The 20,432-nt window shown below is 69.4% G+C and carries 16 protein-coding genes; 8 read left to right on the forward strand and 8 right to left on the reverse strand.

The features are described from left to right. Nucleotides 1-951, forward strand: a 951-nt coding sequence (locus ACFDS6_RS06295; RefSeq protein WP_375271266.1) for a site-specific integrase, incomplete at its 5' end; no start/stop codon positions are given. A gap of 46 nt (nt 952-997) precedes the next feature. Here the strand turns inward: ACFDS6_RS06295 and ACFDS6_RS06300 are convergent. Further along, on the reverse strand, nt 998-1,969 hold the full coding sequence (locus tag ACFDS6_RS06300) for a 2OG-Fe(II) oxygenase (RefSeq protein ID WP_375271267.1): 972 nt from the start codon (nt 1,967-1,969) through the stop codon (nt 998-1,000). A gap of 92 nt (nt 1,970-2,061) precedes the next feature. Further along, nucleotides 2,062-5,283, reverse strand: a complete 3,222-nt coding sequence (locus tag ACFDS6_RS06305) for a TonB-dependent receptor domain-containing protein (RefSeq protein ID WP_375271268.1) — start codon at nt 5,281-5,283, stop codon at nt 2,062-2,064. A gap of 265 nt (nt 5,284-5,548) precedes the next feature. Here ACFDS6_RS06305 and ACFDS6_RS06310 point away from each other — a divergent pair, with 265 nt between their 5' ends. Next, nucleotides 5,549-6,661, forward strand: a complete 1,113-nt coding sequence (locus ACFDS6_RS06310) for an NAD(P)-dependent alcohol dehydrogenase (RefSeq protein WP_375271269.1) — start codon at nt 5,549-5,551, stop codon at nt 6,659-6,661. A gap of 49 nt (nt 6,662-6,710) precedes the next feature. On the opposite strand, the gene ACFDS6_RS06315 is transcribed toward ACFDS6_RS06310, so the two are convergent. Then, nucleotides 6,711-7,718, reverse strand: coding sequence for a hypothetical protein (locus tag ACFDS6_RS06315; RefSeq protein ID WP_375271270.1), 1,008 nt, complete (start codon nt 7,716-7,718; stop codon nt 6,711-6,713). A 201-nt stretch (nt 7,719-7,919) separates the two neighbouring features. Between ACFDS6_RS06315 and ACFDS6_RS06320 the strand changes: the two genes are divergently transcribed. Together ACFDS6_RS06320 and ACFDS6_RS06325 are read left to right on the forward strand one after the other, a co-directional pair. Next, complete coding sequence (locus ACFDS6_RS06320) at nt 7,920-8,900, forward strand: aldo/keto reductase (protein WP_375271271.1); 981 nt, start codon at nt 7,920-7,922, stop codon at nt 8,898-8,900. Beyond that, on the forward strand, nt 8,897-9,709 hold the full coding sequence (locus ACFDS6_RS06325) for an SDR family NAD(P)-dependent oxidoreductase (protein ID WP_375271272.1): 813 nt from the start codon (nt 8,897-8,899) through the stop codon (nt 9,707-9,709). Before ACFDS6_RS06320 ends, ACFDS6_RS06325 begins: the two co-directional genes overlap by 4 nt. 234 nt (nt 9,710-9,943) lie before the next feature. Here ACFDS6_RS06325 and ACFDS6_RS06330 read toward each other — a convergent pair whose 3' ends face one another. Next, on the reverse strand, nt 9,944-10,495 hold the full coding sequence (locus tag ACFDS6_RS06330; RefSeq protein WP_375271273.1) for a septal ring lytic transglycosylase RlpA family protein: 552 nt from the start codon (nt 10,493-10,495) through the stop codon (nt 9,944-9,946). A gap of 231 nt (nt 10,496-10,726) precedes the next feature. Here ACFDS6_RS06330 and ACFDS6_RS06335 point away from each other — a divergent pair, with 231 nt between their 5' ends. The 3 genes from ACFDS6_RS06335 to ACFDS6_RS06345 all read left to right on the forward strand — a co-directional run bounded on the left by ACFDS6_RS06335 (nt 10,727) and on the right by ACFDS6_RS06345 (nt 13,529). Then, a complete protein-coding gene (locus ACFDS6_RS06335; protein WP_375271274.1) occupies nt 10,727-11,719 on the forward strand; it encodes a replication initiator protein A in 993 nt (330 codons plus the stop codon). 495 nt (nt 11,720-12,214) lie between these two features. Then, nucleotides 12,215-13,012 (forward strand): helix-turn-helix domain-containing protein, encoded by a 798-nt coding sequence (locus ACFDS6_RS06340; protein WP_375271275.1) that lies wholly within the window; start codon nt 12,215-12,217, stop codon nt 13,010-13,012. Nucleotides 13,013-13,283: 271 nt separating this feature from the next. After that, a complete protein-coding gene (locus tag ACFDS6_RS06345) occupies nt 13,284-13,529 on the forward strand; it encodes a hypothetical protein (RefSeq protein WP_375271326.1) in 246 nt (81 codons plus the stop codon). A 53-nt stretch (nt 13,530-13,582) separates the two neighbouring features. Here ACFDS6_RS06345 and ACFDS6_RS06350 read toward each other — a convergent pair whose 3' ends face one another. The 3 genes from ACFDS6_RS06350 to ACFDS6_RS06360 all read right to left on the reverse strand — a co-directional run bounded on the left by ACFDS6_RS06350 (nt 13,583) and on the right by ACFDS6_RS06360 (nt 17,619). Continuing rightward, the gene (locus tag ACFDS6_RS06350; protein ID WP_375271276.1) at nt 13,583-14,737 is read right to left on the reverse strand and encodes a glycosyltransferase family 2 protein; all 1,155 of its coding nucleotides are present in this window, start codon (nt 14,735-14,737) and stop codon (nt 13,583-13,585) included. Between the two features lie 37 nt (nt 14,738-14,774). Further along, entirely contained in the window at nt 14,775-16,259 is a 1,485-nt protein-coding gene (locus ACFDS6_RS06355; protein WP_375271277.1) for a glycosyltransferase, read from the reverse strand. Nucleotides 16,260-16,326: 67 nt separating this feature from the next. Beyond that, on the reverse strand, nt 16,327-17,619 hold the full coding sequence (locus ACFDS6_RS06360; protein ID WP_375271278.1) for a glycosyltransferase family 2 protein: 1,293 nt from the start codon (nt 17,617-17,619) through the stop codon (nt 16,327-16,329). Nucleotides 17,620-17,649: 30 nt separating this feature from the next. Here ACFDS6_RS06360 and ACFDS6_RS06365 point away from each other — a divergent pair, with 30 nt between their 5' ends. Then, a complete protein-coding gene (locus tag ACFDS6_RS06365; RefSeq protein WP_375271279.1) occupies nt 17,650-19,167 on the forward strand; it encodes a lipopolysaccharide biosynthesis protein in 1,518 nt (505 codons plus the stop codon). Between the two features lie 36 nt (nt 19,168-19,203). Here the strand turns inward: ACFDS6_RS06365 and ACFDS6_RS06370 are convergent, their stop codons facing one another. Further along, nucleotides 19,204-20,217: a glycosyltransferase gene (locus ACFDS6_RS06370; protein WP_375271280.1), complete on the reverse strand. Its 1,014-nt coding sequence runs from the start codon at nt 20,215-20,217 to the stop codon at nt 19,204-19,206. Between the last annotated feature and the right edge of the window lie 215 nt (nt 20,218-20,432).

Below are 20,432 nucleotides of genomic sequence, written 5' to 3' on the forward strand. Positions count from 1 at the left end.
TGGACGCAGTTCGTCGACTGGTGCGCGCACCACGCGCTGTCGCCGCTGCCCGCGACGCCGGCGACCGTTATCCTGTTCGTGACCGCGATGAAGGACGGCGATCCCGCGGCCGATCCGCCGCGCGCGCCCAAGCGGCTCGCCACGCTGTCGCGCTACCTCGCCGCGATCAACGACCGTCACAAGGAGGCGGGGCTGCTGCCGCCGGGCGAGCAGGACGGTGGGCATTACCTGCGCCGCGCGTTCGCGGGCATCCGCAACACGCACGGCGCGCGGCCGGAGCAGAAACAGGCGGCGGACGGCGAGCGGCTGGGTCGGATGCTCGCCGCGATCACCGGCGACGACGTGCGCAGCGTGCGCGACCGCGCCTTGCTCGCGATCGGCATGGCGGCCGCGCTACGCCGCTCGGAACTGGTCGCGCTGACCTTCAACGACGTGCATTTCGTGCCGGAGGGGCTGCGCATCTTCGTCGCGCGCTCGAAGACCGACCAGGCGGGCCGGGGCGCGTGGATCGCAATCCCCGAGGGGCGGCGCATCCGCCCGAAGGCGCTGCTGCTCGAATGGTTGCGCGTCGCGCGCGTCACCGACGGACCGATCTTCCGCAAGCTGGCCGAGGTACGCGTGGCGCGGCGCGATGCGGGCGGCGCGGTGATCCGCGACGCCGATGGGCGCGCGCTACGCGAGTGGCAGGAGGACCGCGTCCAGCCGGCCGCGCTCAGCGCGCAGAGCGTCGCTTTGGTGGTCAAGGCGCGCGCGCGCGACGCCGGGCTGGACCCCGCGCTGTTCGCCGGCCACTCGCTGCGCTCGGGCTTCCTGACCGAGGCGGCGCGCCAGCCCGGCGCCAACATCTTCAAGATGCGCGAGGTCAGCCGCCACAAGTCGCTCGATATCCTCGCCGCCTACGTGCGCGAGCACGACGGCTTCCGCGACCACGCCGGCGAGCGGTTCCTGTAGGCATGTAGACAACGAGACATGTAGAGCCGTAGGTGTGTAGGTGCGACTAGGGTAGCACCCACGGATCCACCGCCCCCGCGCGGATCCAGCGCGTGGCGAGCCACTTGACCCCTCGCGTGACGGGCAGGCCGGCGTGGCGCGTCGCAGGGTCGGGACTGCCGTCGTCGCGCAGATTCTCGAACAGGATCGCGTCGCCGCCGCGCGGCGTGATCGTGACGTTTGCGTCGGGGAAATGCGTCTCCCCGCCGCCATAGCCTTCGTTCAGGTACACCAGCATCGTCGCGCGGCGCTGGTTGGTGGCGCCCGCGATCGTGTCGAGGTGCGGGCGGAACTGCTGTCCCGGGCGGTAGCGTAGCACGGTCAGCGCCTCGCCCCGTTCGACGCGCGTGCCGCTGGCGGCCGCGATGCGCAGGTTGAGCGCGCGGATCACGAGATCCTCCTGCGCCGGACCGATCGCGGCATCGTCGGAGGTGCGCACCGGATGCGCGCGCCACTGCCCCGTCGCGGGATCGATCACGCGCGCGGGCGCGAGCAGCGCACCCGTCACGCCGGCGACGTGCGCGCATTCGGCGGGCGAGAAGAAGCGCCGGAAGCGCGTGATGCGCGGCGCGGTGCTGACCGGCTCGCTTGGCGAGGCCGTGCGCGGCATGCCCCGGGCGTCGAGCTCCATCGCGCGCAGCAGGCGCAGTTGTTCGGCCGCGACCGGGTCGGCGTTTGCCGCCACCCCCAGCAGGTCCAGCGCGCGCGCCCAGTCGGCGGGTGCGCCGCTGCCGTTGGCGGTCAGCGCGACCTCCATCAGCGCGGCGTCGACGTGCCCGATCCCGACCGCGCGGCGCAGGTGCGCGCGCGCGCGCACCAGGTCGCGCGAAACCCGCTCGCCACGCAGATAGCACACCGCCAGCAGCATCGCCGCCTCCGCCGACCCTGCATCCGCGGTGCGTTCGAGCAGCGCCGCCGCCTCGGCCACGGCACCGCGGTCGAGCAGGCGCTGCGCCTCGGCGATCGACGTGTCGTGCATGCCTCGGTTACTTCCCGAAAAAGAATATGGGTTCAACGAAAAGGGGCCGGGAATGACCCCGACCCCTCTCGTGTACCGTTCAGGCGCGCCGATCAGAACTTGGCGGTCGCACCGACGTAGAAGAAGCGCCCACGGTTGTCGTAGATGCCCGAGCCCGCGCCGACGCCGGTCAGGCCGAACGGCGGGTTCTTGTTGCCGATGTTGGTCACACCGCCGTAGAAGTTGAACATATTGGTCGCGTCGATGTCGAAGCGAATGTCGTGATAGGCGACCACCGGATACTTCTCGATCGTCGCGTAATCGAGGTTCTGCGGCGGTTGGCCGTTGACGCCGTTATAGTCCTCCCACGTGTTCAGGTACATCTTGTCGATCCACCGGATGGTGTGACCGATCGTGACCGAACCATAGGTCAGGTTGGTCGAGATGTTGAAGCGGTCCGACGGGTAGCTCAGCTCGTCGGTCAGCACGTTCTTGAAGTCGGGGTTCGACGGGTTGGTGAAATCGTCGCGCTGGAACACGTGCGACCACACGCCCGTGACGTTCGCCTTCACCGCGCCGAAGGTGCGGTTGTAGTTGACCTGCGTGTCGAGCCCGCGGGTACGCAGCTGCGCGAAGTTGCGCGGCGCGTCCTGGAACGATCCCGCCAGGATCTGGAACGGTTGCTCGCCGCGCGGACCGCCGCCCGCACCCGCGCGCTGGAACAAAGCGCAGAACTGGTTGTCGATCGACGGGGAGTCGTAGCAGGCGTTGAGCGCGTTCTGCACCGACGGCGAGGTGATCACGTCCTTCACCTTGATGTCGAAATAGTCCGACGAGATCGACAGGCCGGGCAGGAAGCGCGGTTCGAACACGCCGCCCAGCGTCAGCGAGTTGGATTTCTCCTCCTGCAGCGCCAGGTTGCCGCCGCTGACGATCTCGAGCGACGAGGTGTAGACGAAGTCGTAGCCGTCGGGGCGGCCGGCCGCGGCGCAGTTCGCCGGGCGGGTCGCCGAGCCGGTGTTGATGTTGCGCGCCGAGCAGGGATCGGCGGGGGCAGGCGTAAAGTTCTGCCCCGGTGCCGAATAGACCTCACCCAGGTACGGCGCACGCACCGCGCGCGAGTAACCGCCGCGCAGCGTCAGGTCCTGCACGGGCTTCCACACCGCCTGGCCGTTCCACGCGAACACGGTACCCGCCGCGCCCTTGTAGTCGGCGACGCGCGCCGCGCCCGACAGCGTCAGTTCCTTGAGCAGGAACACGTCCTTGACCAGCGGCACCGACAGCTCGCCGAACGCTTCCTTCACCTCGAACGCGGGCGAGTCGAAGCTCGGGATCGCGTTGTAGAAATTGTAGCCGGCCTGGGTGAACGGATCGAGGTCGTAGGTCAGCGTCTCGCGGCGGTATTCGGCGCCGACCGAGAAGCCGACCGGACCGCCGGGCAGCTCGAACAGCTGGCTGGAATCACCCGCCACGAAGCCGTTGACGACGAACTGCGTGGCCTTGCCGTTCGCCTCGGTCGGCGACACGAGATAGGCGCGCGCCGCGTCGCTGACCGAGCCCTGGCCGAACGGGTTGATCGGCACGCAGGCCGCGACATCGGCCGCGAGCTGCGCCGGATTGCCGCCGCGGTCGGCGCCGGCATAGGCCGGGGTCACCTGCGAGCGGCAGACGATCTGGCCGGCCGCGTTGCGCGTGGTGTCGAGGCCGAGCAGGAAACGCTGGCGGTTGACGTTGCCGGTGATCGTGCTGTTCTCGCGATGCTCGCCGTAATTGGCCGCGATCTCGTAGTTCCAGTCGTCGTTGAAGTCGCCGCGCACGCCCAGCACCGCGCGGTAGGTGTCGCGCTTGATCCGCTCGTCACGCGTGCCGAGGTCGACCCAGTTGCGCCGCGACGAGAAGCGGTAGGTGCCCGCCGCCACCTGCGCCAGTGCCGCCTGGCGGTTGGCCGCGGCGCTGGCGCCGGTGAAGGCCGCGCCGGTGTTGGGGTTCACGCCCGAGTTGATCGCGGCGATCAGCTGCTGCTGGATGATCGTGCGCGCATCGGCCGACAGATACGGGTTGTCGAGGCGGATGCCCTCACGGTTCACGGAACCGCCGGCATTGTTGTACGACCGGTCGGTGAAGCCCGCGATCGCGGTGCCGTCGGCGAGCGTCTGGCCTTGCGAGAAGAACGGGCCGCTCTGCGATCCGAACGCCTCGGTGCGGACGTACTTGGCCTCGAAGAAGGGCACGAACCCGCGGCTGACCTCGAAGTGGCCGAGCGCGTTCACCACGTAGCGCTTCAGGTCGGGCGAGAGCACCAGCAGCTTGTCCTCGCGGCTGGTCGAGCCGTTGCCGCCGATGAAGCTGCCGTTCGGACCCAGGCCGACGCGCTGGCCGGTCTGCCGCACCAGGCTGCCGTCGGGCTGGAACAGATAGGCGCAGGTAAAGGACGAGCCGACCGCGTCGGAACCGCACGGCGCGCCCGCGTTGCCGTAGCGGAAGCCGAGCTGGCCGCCGAGGCCGATCGTGGTGCTGCGGATGTCGCGGTAGAATTGGCGGTCGGGCGTATCGTCCGACGACGCACCGACGTCGGTGTCGACGATGACGAAGCCGTCATTCTGGCGCAGATTGGGGCGACCCGAGGCGTAGTAATCCTCCTGGTGCGCGAATTCGGCGTTGATCGCGATGTTGCCGCGGCCTTCGGCGAAATTCTTGCCCGCGACGATCGACACGTACTGGTTGCCCGCGTCGCCGTACTTGCTGATGCCGTTCTGGCCGTGGAGCTGCAGCCCCTCGAACTGGTCCTTCAGCACGAAGTTGACGACGCCCGCGATCGCGTCCGAACCGTAGATCGACGACACGCCGCCGGTCACGATGTCGACGCGCTGGATCAGGTCGGTCGGCAGCGTGTTGATGTCGACCGCGTTGCCGTTGTTGATGATGTCGGCGGTGACGTGGCGCCGGCCGTTGATCAGCACCAGCGTGCGCGCGCGGCCCAGGCTGCGCAGGTCGAGGAAGTTCAGGCCGCGAACGCCCAGACCCGAGGTCGAGTTCTGCGAACCGAGCGACGGGCGCAGCTGCGGCAGCTGGTTCAGCGTGTCGCCGACCGAGATACGGCCGGTCTCGAAGATGTTCTCGGCGGTGACGCTGGTGATCGGGATCGGTGAATCGTCGTTCGGGCGACGGATGCGCGATCCGGTCACGACCACGTCGTTGACGGGCTCCTGCGACACTTCGGGCGCGGTCGCGTCGGGCTCCACGGTCGGCTGGCTGACCTGCGCGACGGAAACACCCGGCAATACGATCAGCGCGCCGGCGAGCGCGGAGGCGCACAGGTAATGCGAAACTTTCATGGAAACACCCCTTGTTATGGTTTCCGGTTCAACCAGGATTAAGGTGGTTCGCAATCGAAATTCGCTGTCGTGTCGCCTGCCAGGTAAGTTTCTTACAGCTTGTGGCTTTTCAGTAACATAACCGTCATCATGTTACATGTCAGCAACACTGACCATGATAGCGCCATCGCTGCTAGACCCCCCGACGGCGGTACCTGCCCGGCGGACGGATAGACACGGCGTCCCGCTCGTTCTGCCTCGCGACCATCGTTTTCGAGGAACAACCATGACGATCAAGGCCATCGGCTACGCCGCCTCCAGCGCCCGCGCGAAACTGAAGCCGCTCGCGCTCGAGCGGCAGGACCCGCTGCCCAACGAGGTGCAGATCGCGGTGCTCTACTGCGGGGTGTGCCATTCCGACATCCACCAGTGCGAGAACGACTGGGGCAACACCGTCTACCCGTGCATGCCCGGGCACGAGGTAGTCGGGCGGGTCGTCAACAAGGGCTCGCTGGTGACGAAACACGCGATCGGCGACCTGGTCGGCGTCGGCTGCATGATCGACAGCTGCCACGAGTGCGCACCGTGCCTGGCGGGCGACGAGCAATATTGCGAGGGGCCGAACAGCTGGCTGGCGACCTACAACGGTCCGATGAAGCCCGCGAAACAGGCGCGAACGGGCGAGAACATGTACGGCCGCGACAACACGTTCGGCGGTTATTCCGACCAGATCGTGGTGCGCGAGGATTTCGTGCTCAAGATCCCCGCCGCGCTGCCGATCGAGGCCGCCGCGCCGATCCTGTGCGCGGGCGTCACCACCTACTCGCCGATGAAGCACTGGGGCGTGAAGCCGGGGCACAAGGTCGGCGTGGTCGGCTTCGGTGGCCTGGGCGACATGGCGGTCAAGATCGCGCGCGCGATGGGCGCGGACGTCACCGTCTTCACGCGCGACAAGGACAAGGTCGCCGAGGCGCACCGCCTGGGCGCGAAGAGCGTCGTCGAGGGCGACGACGAGGCGTACAAGGCGCTCGAAGGGCATTTCGACTTCATCATCTCGACCGTGCCGGAGAAACACGAGGTCGATCCGTTCATTCCGCTGCTGCGCCGCGACGGCGCGTTCGTCGCGGTCGGCGCGCTCGCGCCGATGCCGGGGTGGAACCACATGAACGTGGTGATGGGGCGCAAGACGATCGCGGGCTCCTTGATCGGCTCGATCGCGGAAACGCAGGAGGTGCTCGACTTCTGCGCCCAGCACAACATCGCGCCCGACATCCAGCTGATCCCGATCCAGGAGATCAACGAAGCGTACAAATACGTGAAGTCGGGCGACGTCCGCTTCCGCTACGTCATCGACGCGGCGAGCCTTGCGCAGGACAAGCCCCAGATTAAGGCGGCCTGAGCGAACCTCGTCGGCGGTGTGACCCTGTGGTCGCACCCGCCGGCGCGGCTCAGCCGAGGCGCTGCCCCAGCCGCCACGCGAGCAGGCGGACGAACGGCGCGGGATCGTCGAGCCGGAACGCGACCCGCGCGAACGAATTGCGCCGCAGCCACGACCGCCGGGGCAGCGGGCGGTCCAGCCGCAGCATGACGTTGGGCCAGGCGAGCAGCGCCGCATTGAGCGTCGCCGCGTCGCGCACCTCCTCGCCGGTGAGCCTTGCGTCGACCGCGACGATCGCGTCGAACGGGACCAGCTGGTCGATCAGCAGCCCCGCGCGCACGCGCACGCCCACCGGGGTCAGCAGCACCGGCCGGTATCGGAACGACTTGATCAGCCCGACCAGGTACACGAACCCCAGGTCGCTCAGCACGAACATGACGATCGCGGCGGTGCGGCTCCAATGCCCGACGAGCAGGTGATAGACCGCCATCTCGATCGCCGACAGGATCAGCAGCGCCGCGCACATCGGCGTCAGGTGCCGGTGATAGGAGAACGCGCGCGCGTCCGCGGGCACGTCGGCCGCGCCGCCCCAGCGGAACAATGCCAGGTGGATCACCAACAACTCCGCCGCGGCCAGCCGGACCAAAGCGGGCGGGAACAGCTCCGCCGCGGCGGATGTCCACCGCTCGGCTGCACTCAGGCCCTTCCTGCCCGCGACCCGGCCGGCGCGCGCGGTGCCCCAGGCGACGTGCGCCAGGACGACCGCCGCCATCACGCCCGCCAGCACCGGCGCCTGCGCCAGCGCGCCGCGCATCGCGGGCGGTGAACCCAGCCACACGGTGACGCTCGCGCCCGCCAGCACGGCCAGCACCGCGCGCCACGCCGGGCGTCCTGCCGACCGCGCCACCAGCGACAGCATCAGCGTGTCGGCGACGATCCACAGGAACAGCAGCAGCGCGGCGAGCGGGTAACCCGCCGCGAGCGGCGTGCGTACCGCGACGCCCGCCAAGGCGACGATGATGAAAGGCGCGACATGCGCGGCGATCTGCCGACGGTCGAGATCGCTCCGGGTCGTCATGCCACCCTCCTGCCGCCGCGCCAGACCCGTGGCGGTGTCGATGCGGCGTGACGCCGTCCATAACCGATCGGTCCGCACGCCTGCCAGCGTCATCCCTTCCGATTGCGACGGGATTGTCCGGCGGAACCGCCCGCGCGGGCGCGCGCTTGTGAACGACACGGCGGGCAACGCCCGCGTCGGCCAGTCACGGGAACACCATTCATGCAGACACGCACACTCGGCAGCCAGGGCCTCGAAGTCTCCGCGCTGGGGCTGGGGTGCATGGGGATGTCCGACTTCTACGCCGGGCGCGACGAGGCCGAGTCCGTCGCCACGATCGAGCACGCGCTGGACCGCGGCGTGACCTTTCTCGACACCGCCGACATGTACGGCGTCGGCGCGAACGAGGAGCTGGTCGGGCGCGTCGTGCGCAGCCGCCGCGAATGGGTGGTGGTCGCGACCAAGTTCGGCAACGTGCGAGGGAGCGACGGCAGCTTTCAGGGGATCAACGGACGCCCCGACTACGTCCGGCAGGCGTGCGACGCGAGCCTGAAGCGCACCGGGCTCGACTTCATCGACCTCTACTACCAGCACCGCGTCGACCCCGAGGTGCCGATCGAGGAGACGGTCGGCGCGATGGCCGAGCTCGTCGAGGCGGGCAAGGTCAAGTATCTCGGCCTGTCGGAGGCCGCGCCCGCCACGATCCGCCGCGCGCACGCCGTCCACCCGATCACTGCGCTGCAGACCGAATACTCGCTGTGGACGCGCGATCCCGAGGCTGAAATCCTGCCGGTTTGCCGCGAACTCGGCATCGGCTTCGTCCCCTACAGCCCGCTCGGTCGCGGCTTCCTGACCGGGCAGTTCACGTCGCCCGACGACCTGCCGGAGGACGATTACCGCCGCCACTCGCCGCGCTTCCAGGGCGAGGCGTTCCAGCGCAACCTCGACCTCGTCCGCGCGATCGAGGAGATGGCGCAGGCGAAGGGCTGCACCCCCGCGCAGCTGGCACTCTCCTGGGTGCTGGCGCAGGGGCCGGACATCGTGCCGATCCCGGGGACCAAGCGGCGGACCTACCTCGACGACAATCTCGGCGCGCTCGACGTGACGCTGAGCGACGCCGACCTCCGTCGGATCGACGAGGTGCTGCCGCCGGGTGCGGCGAGCGGCGAGCGCTACCCCTCGATGGCGACGATCGACCGGTGAGCGGGGCCGCGATCGTGCCGGGCAGGCTCGCGGTGGTGACCGGCGCGGCGAGCGGGATCGGGCTCGCCGCGGCGCGCGCGTTCGGCGTCCGCGGCATGCGCGTCGCGCTGGTCGACCGCGCGGGCGACGCGCTGGACGCGGCCGCGCGCGGGATCGAAGGCGCGACCGCGCACGCGCTCGACGTCGCCGATCCCGACGCGCTGGTCACGCTGGCGGAAGAACTGGGCGAGCCCCCTGCCCTCCTCATGAACAACGCAGCGATCGGTGCGGGCGGCGACGTGCTCGCGGGGGTGGCGGCGTGGCGCCGGCTGATCGACGTCAATCTGATGGGCGTGCTCCACGGCGTCGCCGCCTTCGCGCCCGCGATGATCGCGAGCGACGCGCCCGGCGTGATCATCAACACCGGCTCGAAACAGGGCATCACCCAGCCGCCCGGCAACACCGCCTATAACGTCAGCAAGGCGGGGGTGAAGGCGCTGACCGAGGGGTTGGCGCACAGCTTGCGCGAACAGACCGGCGAGCGTGTCACCGCGCACCTGCTGATCCCCGGCTACACCCACACCGGCATGACCGCGCGGACCCCCGACAAGCCCGACGCGGCGTGGAGCGCGGAGCAGGTCGTCGACTACATGCTGGCGGGGGTGGAAGCGGGCGACTTCTACATCCTGTGCCCCGACAACGAGACGACGCCCGCGCAGGACGCGAAGCGCATCGCCTGGGGCGCGGCCGACGTGAGCGAGAACCGCCCGGCGCTGTCGCGCTGGCACCCGGCGTGGAAGGACGCGTTCGCGCACTACATGGCAGAGTAAGGTGACGTATGCGTGTCGTGATGTCGTCGTGTCGACACGCAGACCCATCGTCCGCGCGATTGATCAGGAAGGTGGGCGCGCAGGCGGTCCCGCGTCGGCCAGGACGGACGCGCCGAGCCTGTCGCGGTTACAGACGCTCCCACGCGACCGGACGCGCGACGTGCCGATCCCGGCCCGACCGGATAGCGAAACCTGCTGCGGCGTTTCGACCGAGACAGCGCGGCCACCCCTGCTTCACTGCGCCGCCAGCACCGATCGCCACGCCGCCAGCTGCGCCGGCGAGGCGTCGCGCCGCGCCGCGGCGGGCTTGCCGCGCCGCAGCCGCGCGCGGTCGCGCTCGGGCGGGTCGACCAGCCGGACGTGTACCGCCGCGCGCCCCGCGCGCTCGACGCCCAGCAGCCGGGCGGCGCCGCGCGACAGGTCGAGCACGCGGTCGCGCGCGAACGGCCCGCGGTCGTTGACGCGCACCACGATCGTCCGCCCGCTGTCCAGCGCCGTCACCTCGACGTAGCTCGGCAGCGGCAGGGTGGTGTGCGCCCCGCTCACCCAGCGCGCGCGGTAGCGCTCGCCGTTGGCGGTGCGGTTGCCGGACTCGCCGCCGTACCAGCTCGCGTAGCCGACCGCCTCGTAACCCGGCGCGGCCGCGGGCACGTAGGTGACGCCGCGCACGCGGTACGGTTGCCCGATCTTCACCGGCCAGTCGCTCACCGCCCGCACCCCGCCACAGGCGGCGAGCGTGAGCGGCAGGGTAAGCGACAGGGGGACGAGCAGGAAACGCGACGGCATCCGCGCGCCCTACCACATCGCGCCGCGTCCTCGACCAGGGAACGCGCCGCGCGTGCGTGGCGAGACTTCGCGCGGGCGCCGCGCTATGTTCGCAGCGATGGCAGCGGCACGATCACCCCGGCGCATTTCCTACTCGAAAGCACGAACTCGCGCGGGTTCGCGCGGCGCCGTGGCTCGGGCAGCGCGCGGATCGTCGCCAAAGTTCGTGCTTTCGAGTAGGAAATATCCGGCATGACCCAAGTGCCCGCGCCGCCCGCCAAACCCGCCTCCCCCGCCCGCGCGCCCGCGCGCCGGCGCGACGGCAAGGCCGTGCCGCAGCGCGACCTGTTCCAGCTCGACAGCCCGTTGATGGGTGAGATCCGCGGCGAGCGCTCGCTGATGGCGTTTCCGTTCTTCGCGCTCAGCAAGAACGCGTGGATGAAGCCGCTCAGCTACGAGCACGCGACTGTCTCGATCGAGGTGCGCCCCTCCGCCAACGGCGTCGCGACGATCTACGACAAGGAGATCGTGCTCTACATCGCCAGCCTGATGGCGGCGAAGCTGGAGGCGGGCGAGGACGTCGCGCAGGATTTCGTGTTCACCGCGCACGATCTGTTCTCCGTCACCGGCTCCAACCACTCGGCGCGGTCGTACCAGCGTCTGTCGGAGGCGCTCGAGCGGCTGCAGGGCACGCAGATCAAGACCAACATCGAGGCGGGCGGCGAGGGCGAGGAAGGCTTCTTCTCGTGGCTGTCGGAAGCCAGGCTGCATTATTCCAAGACCAAGACCGGCGAGCGACGCCTCAAAGCAGTCAAGGTGCGGCTGTGCGACTGGCTGTTCCGCGCGATCCTGCGCGACCGGCAGGTGCTCAACTACGCCGCGACCTACTTCCAGCTAGGCCCGATCGAGCGGCGCATCTACGAGGTCGCGCGCTCGGCGTGCGAGGACGGGCGGATGGAGATCGACCTCGCGACCTTTCGGCTCCAGATCGGCTACCAGAACCCGTTGTCGAACTTCCGCGCCGCTATTCGGCAGATCGCGGGCACCGACGCGATCCCCGATTACGCGATCGAGCTGATCGAGGACGAGGCGCCCGCGCCCGACGCTCCGACCCCGGCGGGCGAGGCCGAGCCGACGCGTCGCGGGCGCCGTGCCGCGCCCGCGCGCGTGGTGATCACGCATCGTCCCGCCGCGATCGAGGACGCGTCGGACCCGGCGGTCGAACGGTCCGAGGCCCAGGCGTGACGCGTCGCGGTTTGGAGTAAATCGGGCGGAAGCGAATCGGGCGACTCGCGGCACCAGTAACGCCCGATGATTTCCTACCCGAAAGCACGAAGAGCGCGGGTATTTCCTACTCGATAGCACGAACTTCGCGCGTTTATTCTACTCGAAAGCACGAATAGCGCGCGTTGTCGGGTCCGATTTCACGCAAGTTTCGCCATTTCCTACTCGAAAGCACGAACCGTAGCCGCTTTCTTTGTTGGATTTTTGTTGCAACAACCGTGGCGAGCCCGGTCACATCGGCCGGCACGTGTAGGAAAGCGGCTGTGACCACATAAAGGAAAGCCCGGCACGAAGGCCGGGCATCCCAAAGGTTGATGGAACGACGTCGCCAAACGTCGAACCGGGGTCCACTCAGACCCCTTCCAGATACCGTCGAAACCTCTCCGGTTCAAGGATGCGCGTCTCGCGCCACGCCCTTTTTTGACCCTGGTCCCAGCCCCGACAAGGGGATGGACGATGACGGCTTATACGCTCGGCGAGGCGGGCGCGCTGGCGCTCGCGCGGATCGGACGGCGCGCCGGCGCGGTCCGCGACGCGGGCCCGCGCGCGGTGCTGCCGGGCAGCCGCGAGGCCGGGACGTTTGAGCACGAGTTCTACGCCAATCCGGCGAAGGGAGAGACCGACCAGCTGCTGCGCGTCGCCCGTCGCGCGCTCGATGCCGGGCGCGGGCTGCGGCGCATCGCGCGGCGCGGCGAGCGCGCGCTGACCGCGTCCGAGCGCACGGTCGCCGCGCTGACCGAGGGCGCGGTGCGCGTGCTGGAGGAATTGCTCGCGCTCGCGCGTGTCAACCAGGGCCGCGTCTACCCCAGCTACGACCATCTAGCGCGCGTCACCGGGCTCGGCCGCGCGACGGTCGCGCGCGGCTTGCGCGTGCTGGAGGAGGTCGGGTTCCTGCTGCGCCAGCGCCGCTTCGTGCGCCGCGCGGGTGGCGGCTCGGTCGAGGGCGAGCGGGGCGTCGGACACGCCGGCCCGCGGATCGCGCAGACCTCCAACGCGTATCGCATGACGCTGCCGCGCGCGGTGCTGGCGCATCTGCCGCGCTGGATGCGACCCGCGCCACTCCCTGAGGACCTGATCCAGCACCAGCGCGAGCGCGACGACGAGCAGGCGGCGATGCGACGCACGCTGACCTGCCGCGAACTGGCGCTGGCGACGCTCGACGGGCCGCTCGGCGCGATGCTCGCGAAACTGGGCGCGGCGATCGACGCGCGCGACGAGGGTGCCGCTTCGCCCGGCACGCGAGTCTCACGATGATCCGCGATCCATTACTCAGTTATCTGTCATCTCGGTCACGAGCATGACGACCGGCGATCCACGAGCGCGAACGGGGACATGTCATGCTCCACCCACGTAACGTATCGGGCGACCGACGGCAGGGTGTTCGGGTAAGAGAAGCAAGATGCGCGGTCGCTGCTCGTCTTGGGCGGCGCGCGTGACGAAGTGGATCGTATCCGAGGTGAACCACCTCGACTTTTTGCTGCACTGCGGCTAGAAGAACAAACTCGTGAAATCGGGAGTATCGTCCATGTTCGGCAAGTATCTCGCGGCTGCTGCCGCAACGGCGCTGGTCGCCGCCCCCGTCGCCGCGGCGCCGGTCAATGCCGCGTCGCTGTCGGTCGCCAAGTCGGTGCGCGCCTCGGCGCCGAGCGCGAACAAGAGCAAGATCGCGGCTGGCGGCAGCGGCTTCATCATCGCGATCGCTGCCGCCGCGGCGGTGATCGTCGGGATCATCATCATCGCCGACGACGACGACGATTCGGACAGCAACTGAGCTTGTCCCCTGCCCCGCCGCGATCCGGTGGGGCAGGACCCTCAACGATCCGCTCAGGCGTCTGCCCGCAGCACCACCTTCGCGCGACGCCGGCGCCGGCGCGGCCGCCACACGAAGTGCGTCGCGACCCCGAAGTTGAATACCGAACTCATCAGCGCGCCCGCAACACCCGCGAGCGGCCAGCTCCCCATCTCGCGCAGCGTCAGATTGGCGACCGAGATGTTGGCGAGCGCCCCCAGGCTGCACACCGCGCTGAACACCAGGTAACCGAGTACGAACCGCGCGCCCTTCAGCCGGGCCGAACGATAGGTGATCGCGTTGTTGAGCACGTAGTTGAACGCCATCGCGCACAGGGTAGCGGTCGCCTGCGCCGGCAGGAACGCCATGCCCTGCCCGATCGCCAAGTCGAGCACCGCCAGGTGACAGGCGAGCCCCAGCCCGCCGATCGCGCAGAACAGCACGAAGCGCGGCGGGATCAACCCGCGCGTCAGCTTGTCGATCAGCAGGAACGCATATTCGATCAGCACCACGACATCGAGCTTGCTGGTCCCGGCGTGGCGATCGCGGAACACGTAGCCGACCTCCGCGACCTTCAGCGGGCGCGGCGAGGACGTGAGGATATCGAGCAGGATCTTGTAGCCCTGCTGCGACAGGTCGTAGATCGCCGCCTCGACCACCGCGCGGCGGACCGCGAAGAACCCGCTCATCGGATCGCTGACCGCGACGCCCGCCAGCCGGTGCGCGATCCAGGTGGCGACCCGGCTCATCCGCTGGCGGCGCATGTCCCACTCGCCCATGCCCCCGCCCGCGACGTGGCGGCTGCCGACGACCAAGTCGACGTCGCTGGTCCGGAGGAGCTCGAGCATGACCGGCAGCCGCGTCTCGTCATGCTGCAGGTCGGCGTCGATCACCGCGACCAGTTCCGACCGCGCGGCGAGCAAGCCCTCCACCACCGCGGAGGCGAGCCCACGCCGCCCGACGCGGCGGATGCAGCGCACCGGCGCCCCCTCCCCCACCATTGCCGCCACCTCCGCCGCGGTGCCGTCGGGACTGTCGTCGTCGACGACGATCAGCTCCCACGTCGCCTCCCCCATCGCGCGCGCGATCGCGTGAACCAGCGGGCGGATGTTGGGGCGTTCGTTGTACGCCGGCGCGACGATCGACAGCGCGGGCGCGGGTGCCGCTTTCGCGAAGGAATGGGCGATCACGCCGCGCGCGCCTGGGCGCCCAGAGCGCGTGCGCCGCTCACAACCCGCCCGTTGCGTCCTCGGGTTCGACCAGCAGGTGCCCGGCGACGTGCGGCTGCCGGTAATGATGCATCAGGTCGGCGACGTGCTCGTCCATCGAGAACACGCGCAGGTCGCGCTGCCAGAATTCGCCCAGCGCGATCTCGCGCCGGCTGATCCGCGCGATGCGATCGACGAAATCGTCGTGATCGCCCGCGCGGAAGATGAAGCGGTCGTTCTCCGCGATCTCCTGCGCCCCGCCCCGGTCGGACGTCAGCACGGGTATGCCGCGCGACACCAGCTCGATCGCGGTCTGCGGCAGATTGTCCTCCCACAATACCGGGATCAGCCCGACGTTGACCCCGGCGAGCACCTGGTCGAGGTTGGCGTGGGTGTATCCGTCGAAGTAGCGCAGCGCCTTGAACCGGCCGCGCAGCCGCTCCATCCGCGCGTGGCGTTCGGGGAAGGTGTTCCTGGCCGCGATCGTCACGGTCATCGCCGACGCCACCTCGGCGGGCAGCTTTTCCAGCGATTCCAGCAGGAAGCCGAACCCCTTGTCGGTGCCCATATAGCCGATGTAGCCGAGGTGCAGCGCGTCGCCCAGGTCGGTGATCTTGGTGCTGGAAAGGTAGGTCGCCTTGTGCGCGGTGCCGATGTACGACACCGCCACCTTGTCCGCGGGGACGCCGCGGTCGACGATCACCTGCCCGGTCCGCTTCGACACCGCCAGCACCTGGTCGAACACGTCGGCGAACAGCGCGATGTTGCTGCGGCGGAAATCGGCGTAGGAGGCCGACGACGCGCCGGTCGGGGTCGCGGCTTCCGGATTCTCGATCACGTCGGCCTGGCCGCGGCGCTTCATCAGGGCGCGGCGTCCGCGCTTCACCGCGGCGAGCGCGGGGGTGAACAGGCCCATCGCGCGCGGATACGCCTTTTCCAGCCACGTCAGCCGGCGTCGGTTGCGGATGTAACCGGGATCGAACACGGGAGCGAGGCACATCGTGCAGGCGAGCCCGTCGCGGTAGTCGGTGCACAGCACCCGGTCCTGGTACCACAGGCTAACGCGCGGGCAGATCGGGTGGTAGTTGTGCGCGGAATAGATGATCCGCGCGTCCGGGAACGCCGCGCGCAGCGTCACGAAGAACGACTTGGTCAACCCTTCGATGTTCTGGAAATGGAACACGTCGATCGCGCCGTAGCGCTCGGCCAGCAGCGCGGGCACGAAGTCGAGCCCCTTGCTGGTCAGGTAGGTGTCGGGATCGCCGAAGCTGTAGGCGGCGGGTGCGATCGTGGGCGAGTTGACGATCACCGCGCGGTGAAGGGCATCCTCGCTGAACTCGACGCGGGGTTCGCGCGCGGTCGGCGAGTAACGGTCGCCCGCGCTCAACGAGATGACATCGTGCCCGTGCGCGACCAACGTCCTGGCGAGGTTGTTGAGGTAAACGCCGACGCCGCCCGCACCCGGTTCCTCGGGCTGCACGAAATTGTAGAGCAATATACGCATGTAATCTCGCGGTAGAGTGAGAAGACGGCAATGTCGCGGCTCGCCGACGTGGTCGCCGGGCAGGCCGTCAGGCAATGGTACGTTTACCCGACGATAGGTCGTGGCTGCCGTGTCGCGCCACCATGCCGGCCAACACGGACCGCGACGCGAGCGCGCAACCCAAATCCACCAGCGCGGCTTTGCGGCCGAACGTCCAGCGTGTCTGACTGCCATAAGCACCATTGCCCAGCAACGATATCCAGGCGCGCGACCGCGCGCGCAATCCCGCCGCGTCATAGGCCTCGGCGCGCAGGGCCAGGTGCTGCGCGAGGCGCCGGTAACGTCCGACTGCCTGTTCGGCACGCGGCTTCCACGACCCGTCGAACCGGGGGTCGTCGAGCCGTGGAATGGCGGCGTCGAGGATTTCCGCCCGCACGCGCGCGGCCCGAGCGAGGTGCGCAAACTCAGGTACGCGGGTGTTGATCCAGCGGTCTAGCCGGTCCCACCGCGTACGGATCGGCGCCTCGATGCCGTAGGTGTTGCTGCCGTGCTGGCGGTATCCGGCCAGGGGCTCGTCGATGAACGCGATCGTGCCCAGCGCGCAGGCGAGGAAGAACAGCCATTGGTCGTGCGCCATGCACTGCCGGCTATCGAGATTGTCGATCGATCGCGACCAGAACTCGCTCAACTCCAGCAATTCGCGCCGGAACAGCATGGAGAAACCGTACGGGTTGCTGAGCGGGAACAGCGACAACGCCGGGGTACGCGCCGGCGCGCCGTGCAGGCGGGCAAGCCCCAGTCGCTCGCCCGCTTCGTCGATCAGCCACGCCTCGTGATAGGCGAGCACGACGTCGGGCTCGGCGAACGGTTCGATCGCGCGTTCCAGCTTGTGCGGCACCCACACGTCGTCCTGATCGCACAAGGCGATCACGTCCGACGTGCACAATGCGATCGCGTGCATGAAATTTCCGCGAAAGCCCAGATTGGCCGCGTTCCGGTGGACGCGGACCGGGAACGGCGCGGTGTCGGCGAAGGCGCGCACGATTTCCACCGTGTCGTCGCTCGATCCGTCGTCGGTGACGACCAGTTCCGCCGGCAGCAGCGTCTGCGCGGCGATGCTGGACAGCTGCTCGCGGATGAAGCGCGCGCCGTTGTACGTCGCCATCGCGACGGAAATGGTGGGCGCGCCGGCACCCGCTGGCTGGGACACGTTGCTGCTCGTCACGTTGCTGGCTCCGCGGCGCGTTAGCCGATGCCGGCGCCCGTGCCTATACGTGCGGGCATGCGGGAGGTGCGGGCGCGCGCGGCGGGCAACAGGTTGCCCGGTGCGGGCATCCAACCTAAGGCGCGGCGCAATCCAGTTCCAAGCGTCCCGCATCATCGGCGACCCGTCAAAAGGCAGCGCGTCACCGTGTCCATCGTCGGTAACGAATATTGGGAAGACGTCGCCCCTACCGACGGGTTGAAGACGCGCTCGGTGCGCGGCGCGTCGCTCACCGCGCTGGTGCAGCTGCCCAAGATCGTGCTGATGTTCGCCTCGCAGCTGATCCTGGCGCGGTTGCTGCTGCCCGGGGATTTCGGACTGGTGGCGATGGTGACGCCGGTGATCGGCTTCGTGCAGGTGGTGGCCGACCTCGGCCTGACGCAGGCGGTGGTGTCGCGCCCGCGCCTCAAGCTGTCGGAGATCAACGGATTCTTCTGGATCAACCTCGGGCTGTCGCTCGCGCTCGCGCTGCTCGCCGCGGCGTCGGGGCCGCTGCTCGCCTGGCTCTACGACGAACCGCGCGTGACGCCGGTGACGCTGGCGTCGTCGGCGCTGATCCTGGTCAGCGGTGCGGGCATGGTCCAGCTCGCGCTGCTCAACCGCCAGATGCGCTACGGCGCGCTCGCGCTGGTGGAGGTCGGCGCGCTGGCGATGTCGGTCGGGCTCGGCGCGCTGCTCGCCTGGCTCGGCTGGGGTTACTGGTCGCTGGTCCTGGCGCAAGCGGGGGCGAGCCTCACCACCACGCTGCTCGGCTGGTCGTTGTCGCACTGGCGACCGCAGCTGCCCTCGGTCGATCGCGGCGCGCTGAGCCTCGCGAAATTCGGGGGCAACATCACCATCTCCAATCTCGCGGGCTACCTCAACATGACGCTGGACAACGTCATGATCGGCGCGGTGCTCGGGCGCGTGGTGCTGGGCCTGTACGACCGCGCGTGGAAGCTGGCGGTGCAGCCCTTGTCGCAAATCCAGGCGCCGTTCCACCGCGTCGCGGTGCCCGCATTGTCGCGGCTGGTGGACGACCCCGCGCGCTATCGCCAGGCGTTCGCCCAGATGACGCAGGCGATGCTGGTCGTGGTCGCGCCGGCGATGATCTTCGCCGGGCTGCTCGCGCGTCCGCTGATCGGGTTCGTGCTCGGCGAGCGCTGGCTGCCCGGCGCGCCGATCTTCGCCTGGCTGTGCCTGGGCGCGGTGCTGACCCCGGTCAACGCCGCCACCTTCTGGCTGTTCGTCAGCCAGGCGCGCGCGCGCGAGCAGATGGTGTTCGGCACCGCCGCGGCGGTGGTCAACGTGTCCGCCTACGCCTGCGGGTTGCCGTGGGGCATCGCCGCGGTGGCGATGGTGTCGGCCCTGTCGGTGTACCTGATCCAGACGCCGATGCTGGTCTGGGCCGCGGTGCGCGAGGGGCCGGTCGGGCGCGCCGCGATGCTGCACCTGCTCGTCCCCAACGGCGTCGCCGGCGCGGTGACCGCGGTCGCGTTGTGGCAGGCGCGGCAGGTGTTCGCGATCGCGGGCGTGGTGCCGCTGGCGCTCGCCGCGCTCGCCGCGCTGGCGATCTACCTCGCGACCTTGTGCTGCTTCGCGCATAACCGCGCGCTGCTGCGCGACCTGCTGCTGCTGACGCGCGCGCTGCGGCGTTCGCGCGGCAGCGCGGTATCGGCGGATTAGCGCGCTTCCCGATCCGGTCGCGAACACGCTGCGCGCTCAGGCCGGCCACTCCAGTGCCAGCCGCGCGCGCCGCGCCGCCATCCGCGCCGGCGCGTGGAACGGCAGGCACAAGGCGTCGAGATGGAGCGCGAAATAACGCCAATCGTTCTCAGACCCCGCCATCGGACGCAGCAGCACCTCCAGCTTGGTGCGCGCCGTGTCCGTGCCGCGCCACGCCAGGGATGAGGTGTACCAGTAATCGCGGCACACGCCCCAGGCTTCGCGCGCGAGCGCCTGTCGCTCCTTCGACAGGGTGTCGGCGAAGGCCAGATGCTCCAGCATGCCCATCAGGTGCATGCGGTTCTTGCCGACCACGTGCGGCAGCATGCGCAGCGCGCTGCCGCTGACCAGCCGGGGCTTGTCGGGCGTTTGCAGCAAGAAGCCGTTGTGCTGGTTGGCGCCGTGCAGCCGGTGGTTGGTGCGCGCCGACGGCACGTAGCGCAGCCCCTCGCCCCACGCCGCCTCGATCGACATCAGCCAGTCGAACGGGATGATCCGTGCCAGCGCGGGCGCGTTGAACAGCTTGCGGCGCGCGATCATCGCGTGCGCCGACACGAGCGGCCGTATCAGCACCGTCAACCGCTCGTCGGGGATGTACGCCGGTTGCAGGCTGCCCGCGATGTCGCGCCCGAACGGCTGTCCGTCGCCGTCGATCAGCCACGACGAACCGAAGCACAGGTCGGCATCCCCCATTTCGTCCATCAGCAGCGCCAGCTTGTCGTGCTCCCACACGTCGTCCTGGTCCGCCACCGCGATCAGATCGGTGTCCGCGGCCTCGGCCAGTTCGCGCAGGCGACGCCGCTGGCCGATGTTGCCCCCGCCCGGCAGCACCGCGATCCGCGGCTCGCCCGCGGCGAGCGCGGCGGTCACCGCGACCGTGTCGTCGCTCGAGCCGTCGTCGCAGATCAGCATCCGCCAGTCGGTGAAGCGCTGCGCCTGGATCGAGCGAACCTGCTCCGCGAGATAGGACGCGCCGTTGTAGGTGGGCAGGATGATGGTCAGGGCTGTCATGGCGCGCGCCTTGCCCGCCACCGCCGAACGGCGTCAAGGCGGCGTCCCGGGCCTCGTTCGACCGACCGTCACGATGCCGGCGTGGATCGGGTACGTGAACGGTCTGTCCTACACGCACGCCTGCCGGCTATGTCGCGCGCCGCATCGTACGGCCGCGACATCTCCTCAGAACACGACGCGTCCCGCTTCCACGTACCCCGCGCTTGGACTCACTT

The sequence above is a fragment of the Sphingomonas sp. genome, from assembly GCF_042095875.1.
Taxonomy (GTDB): domain Bacteria; phylum Pseudomonadota; class Alphaproteobacteria; order Sphingomonadales; family Sphingomonadaceae; genus Sphingomonas.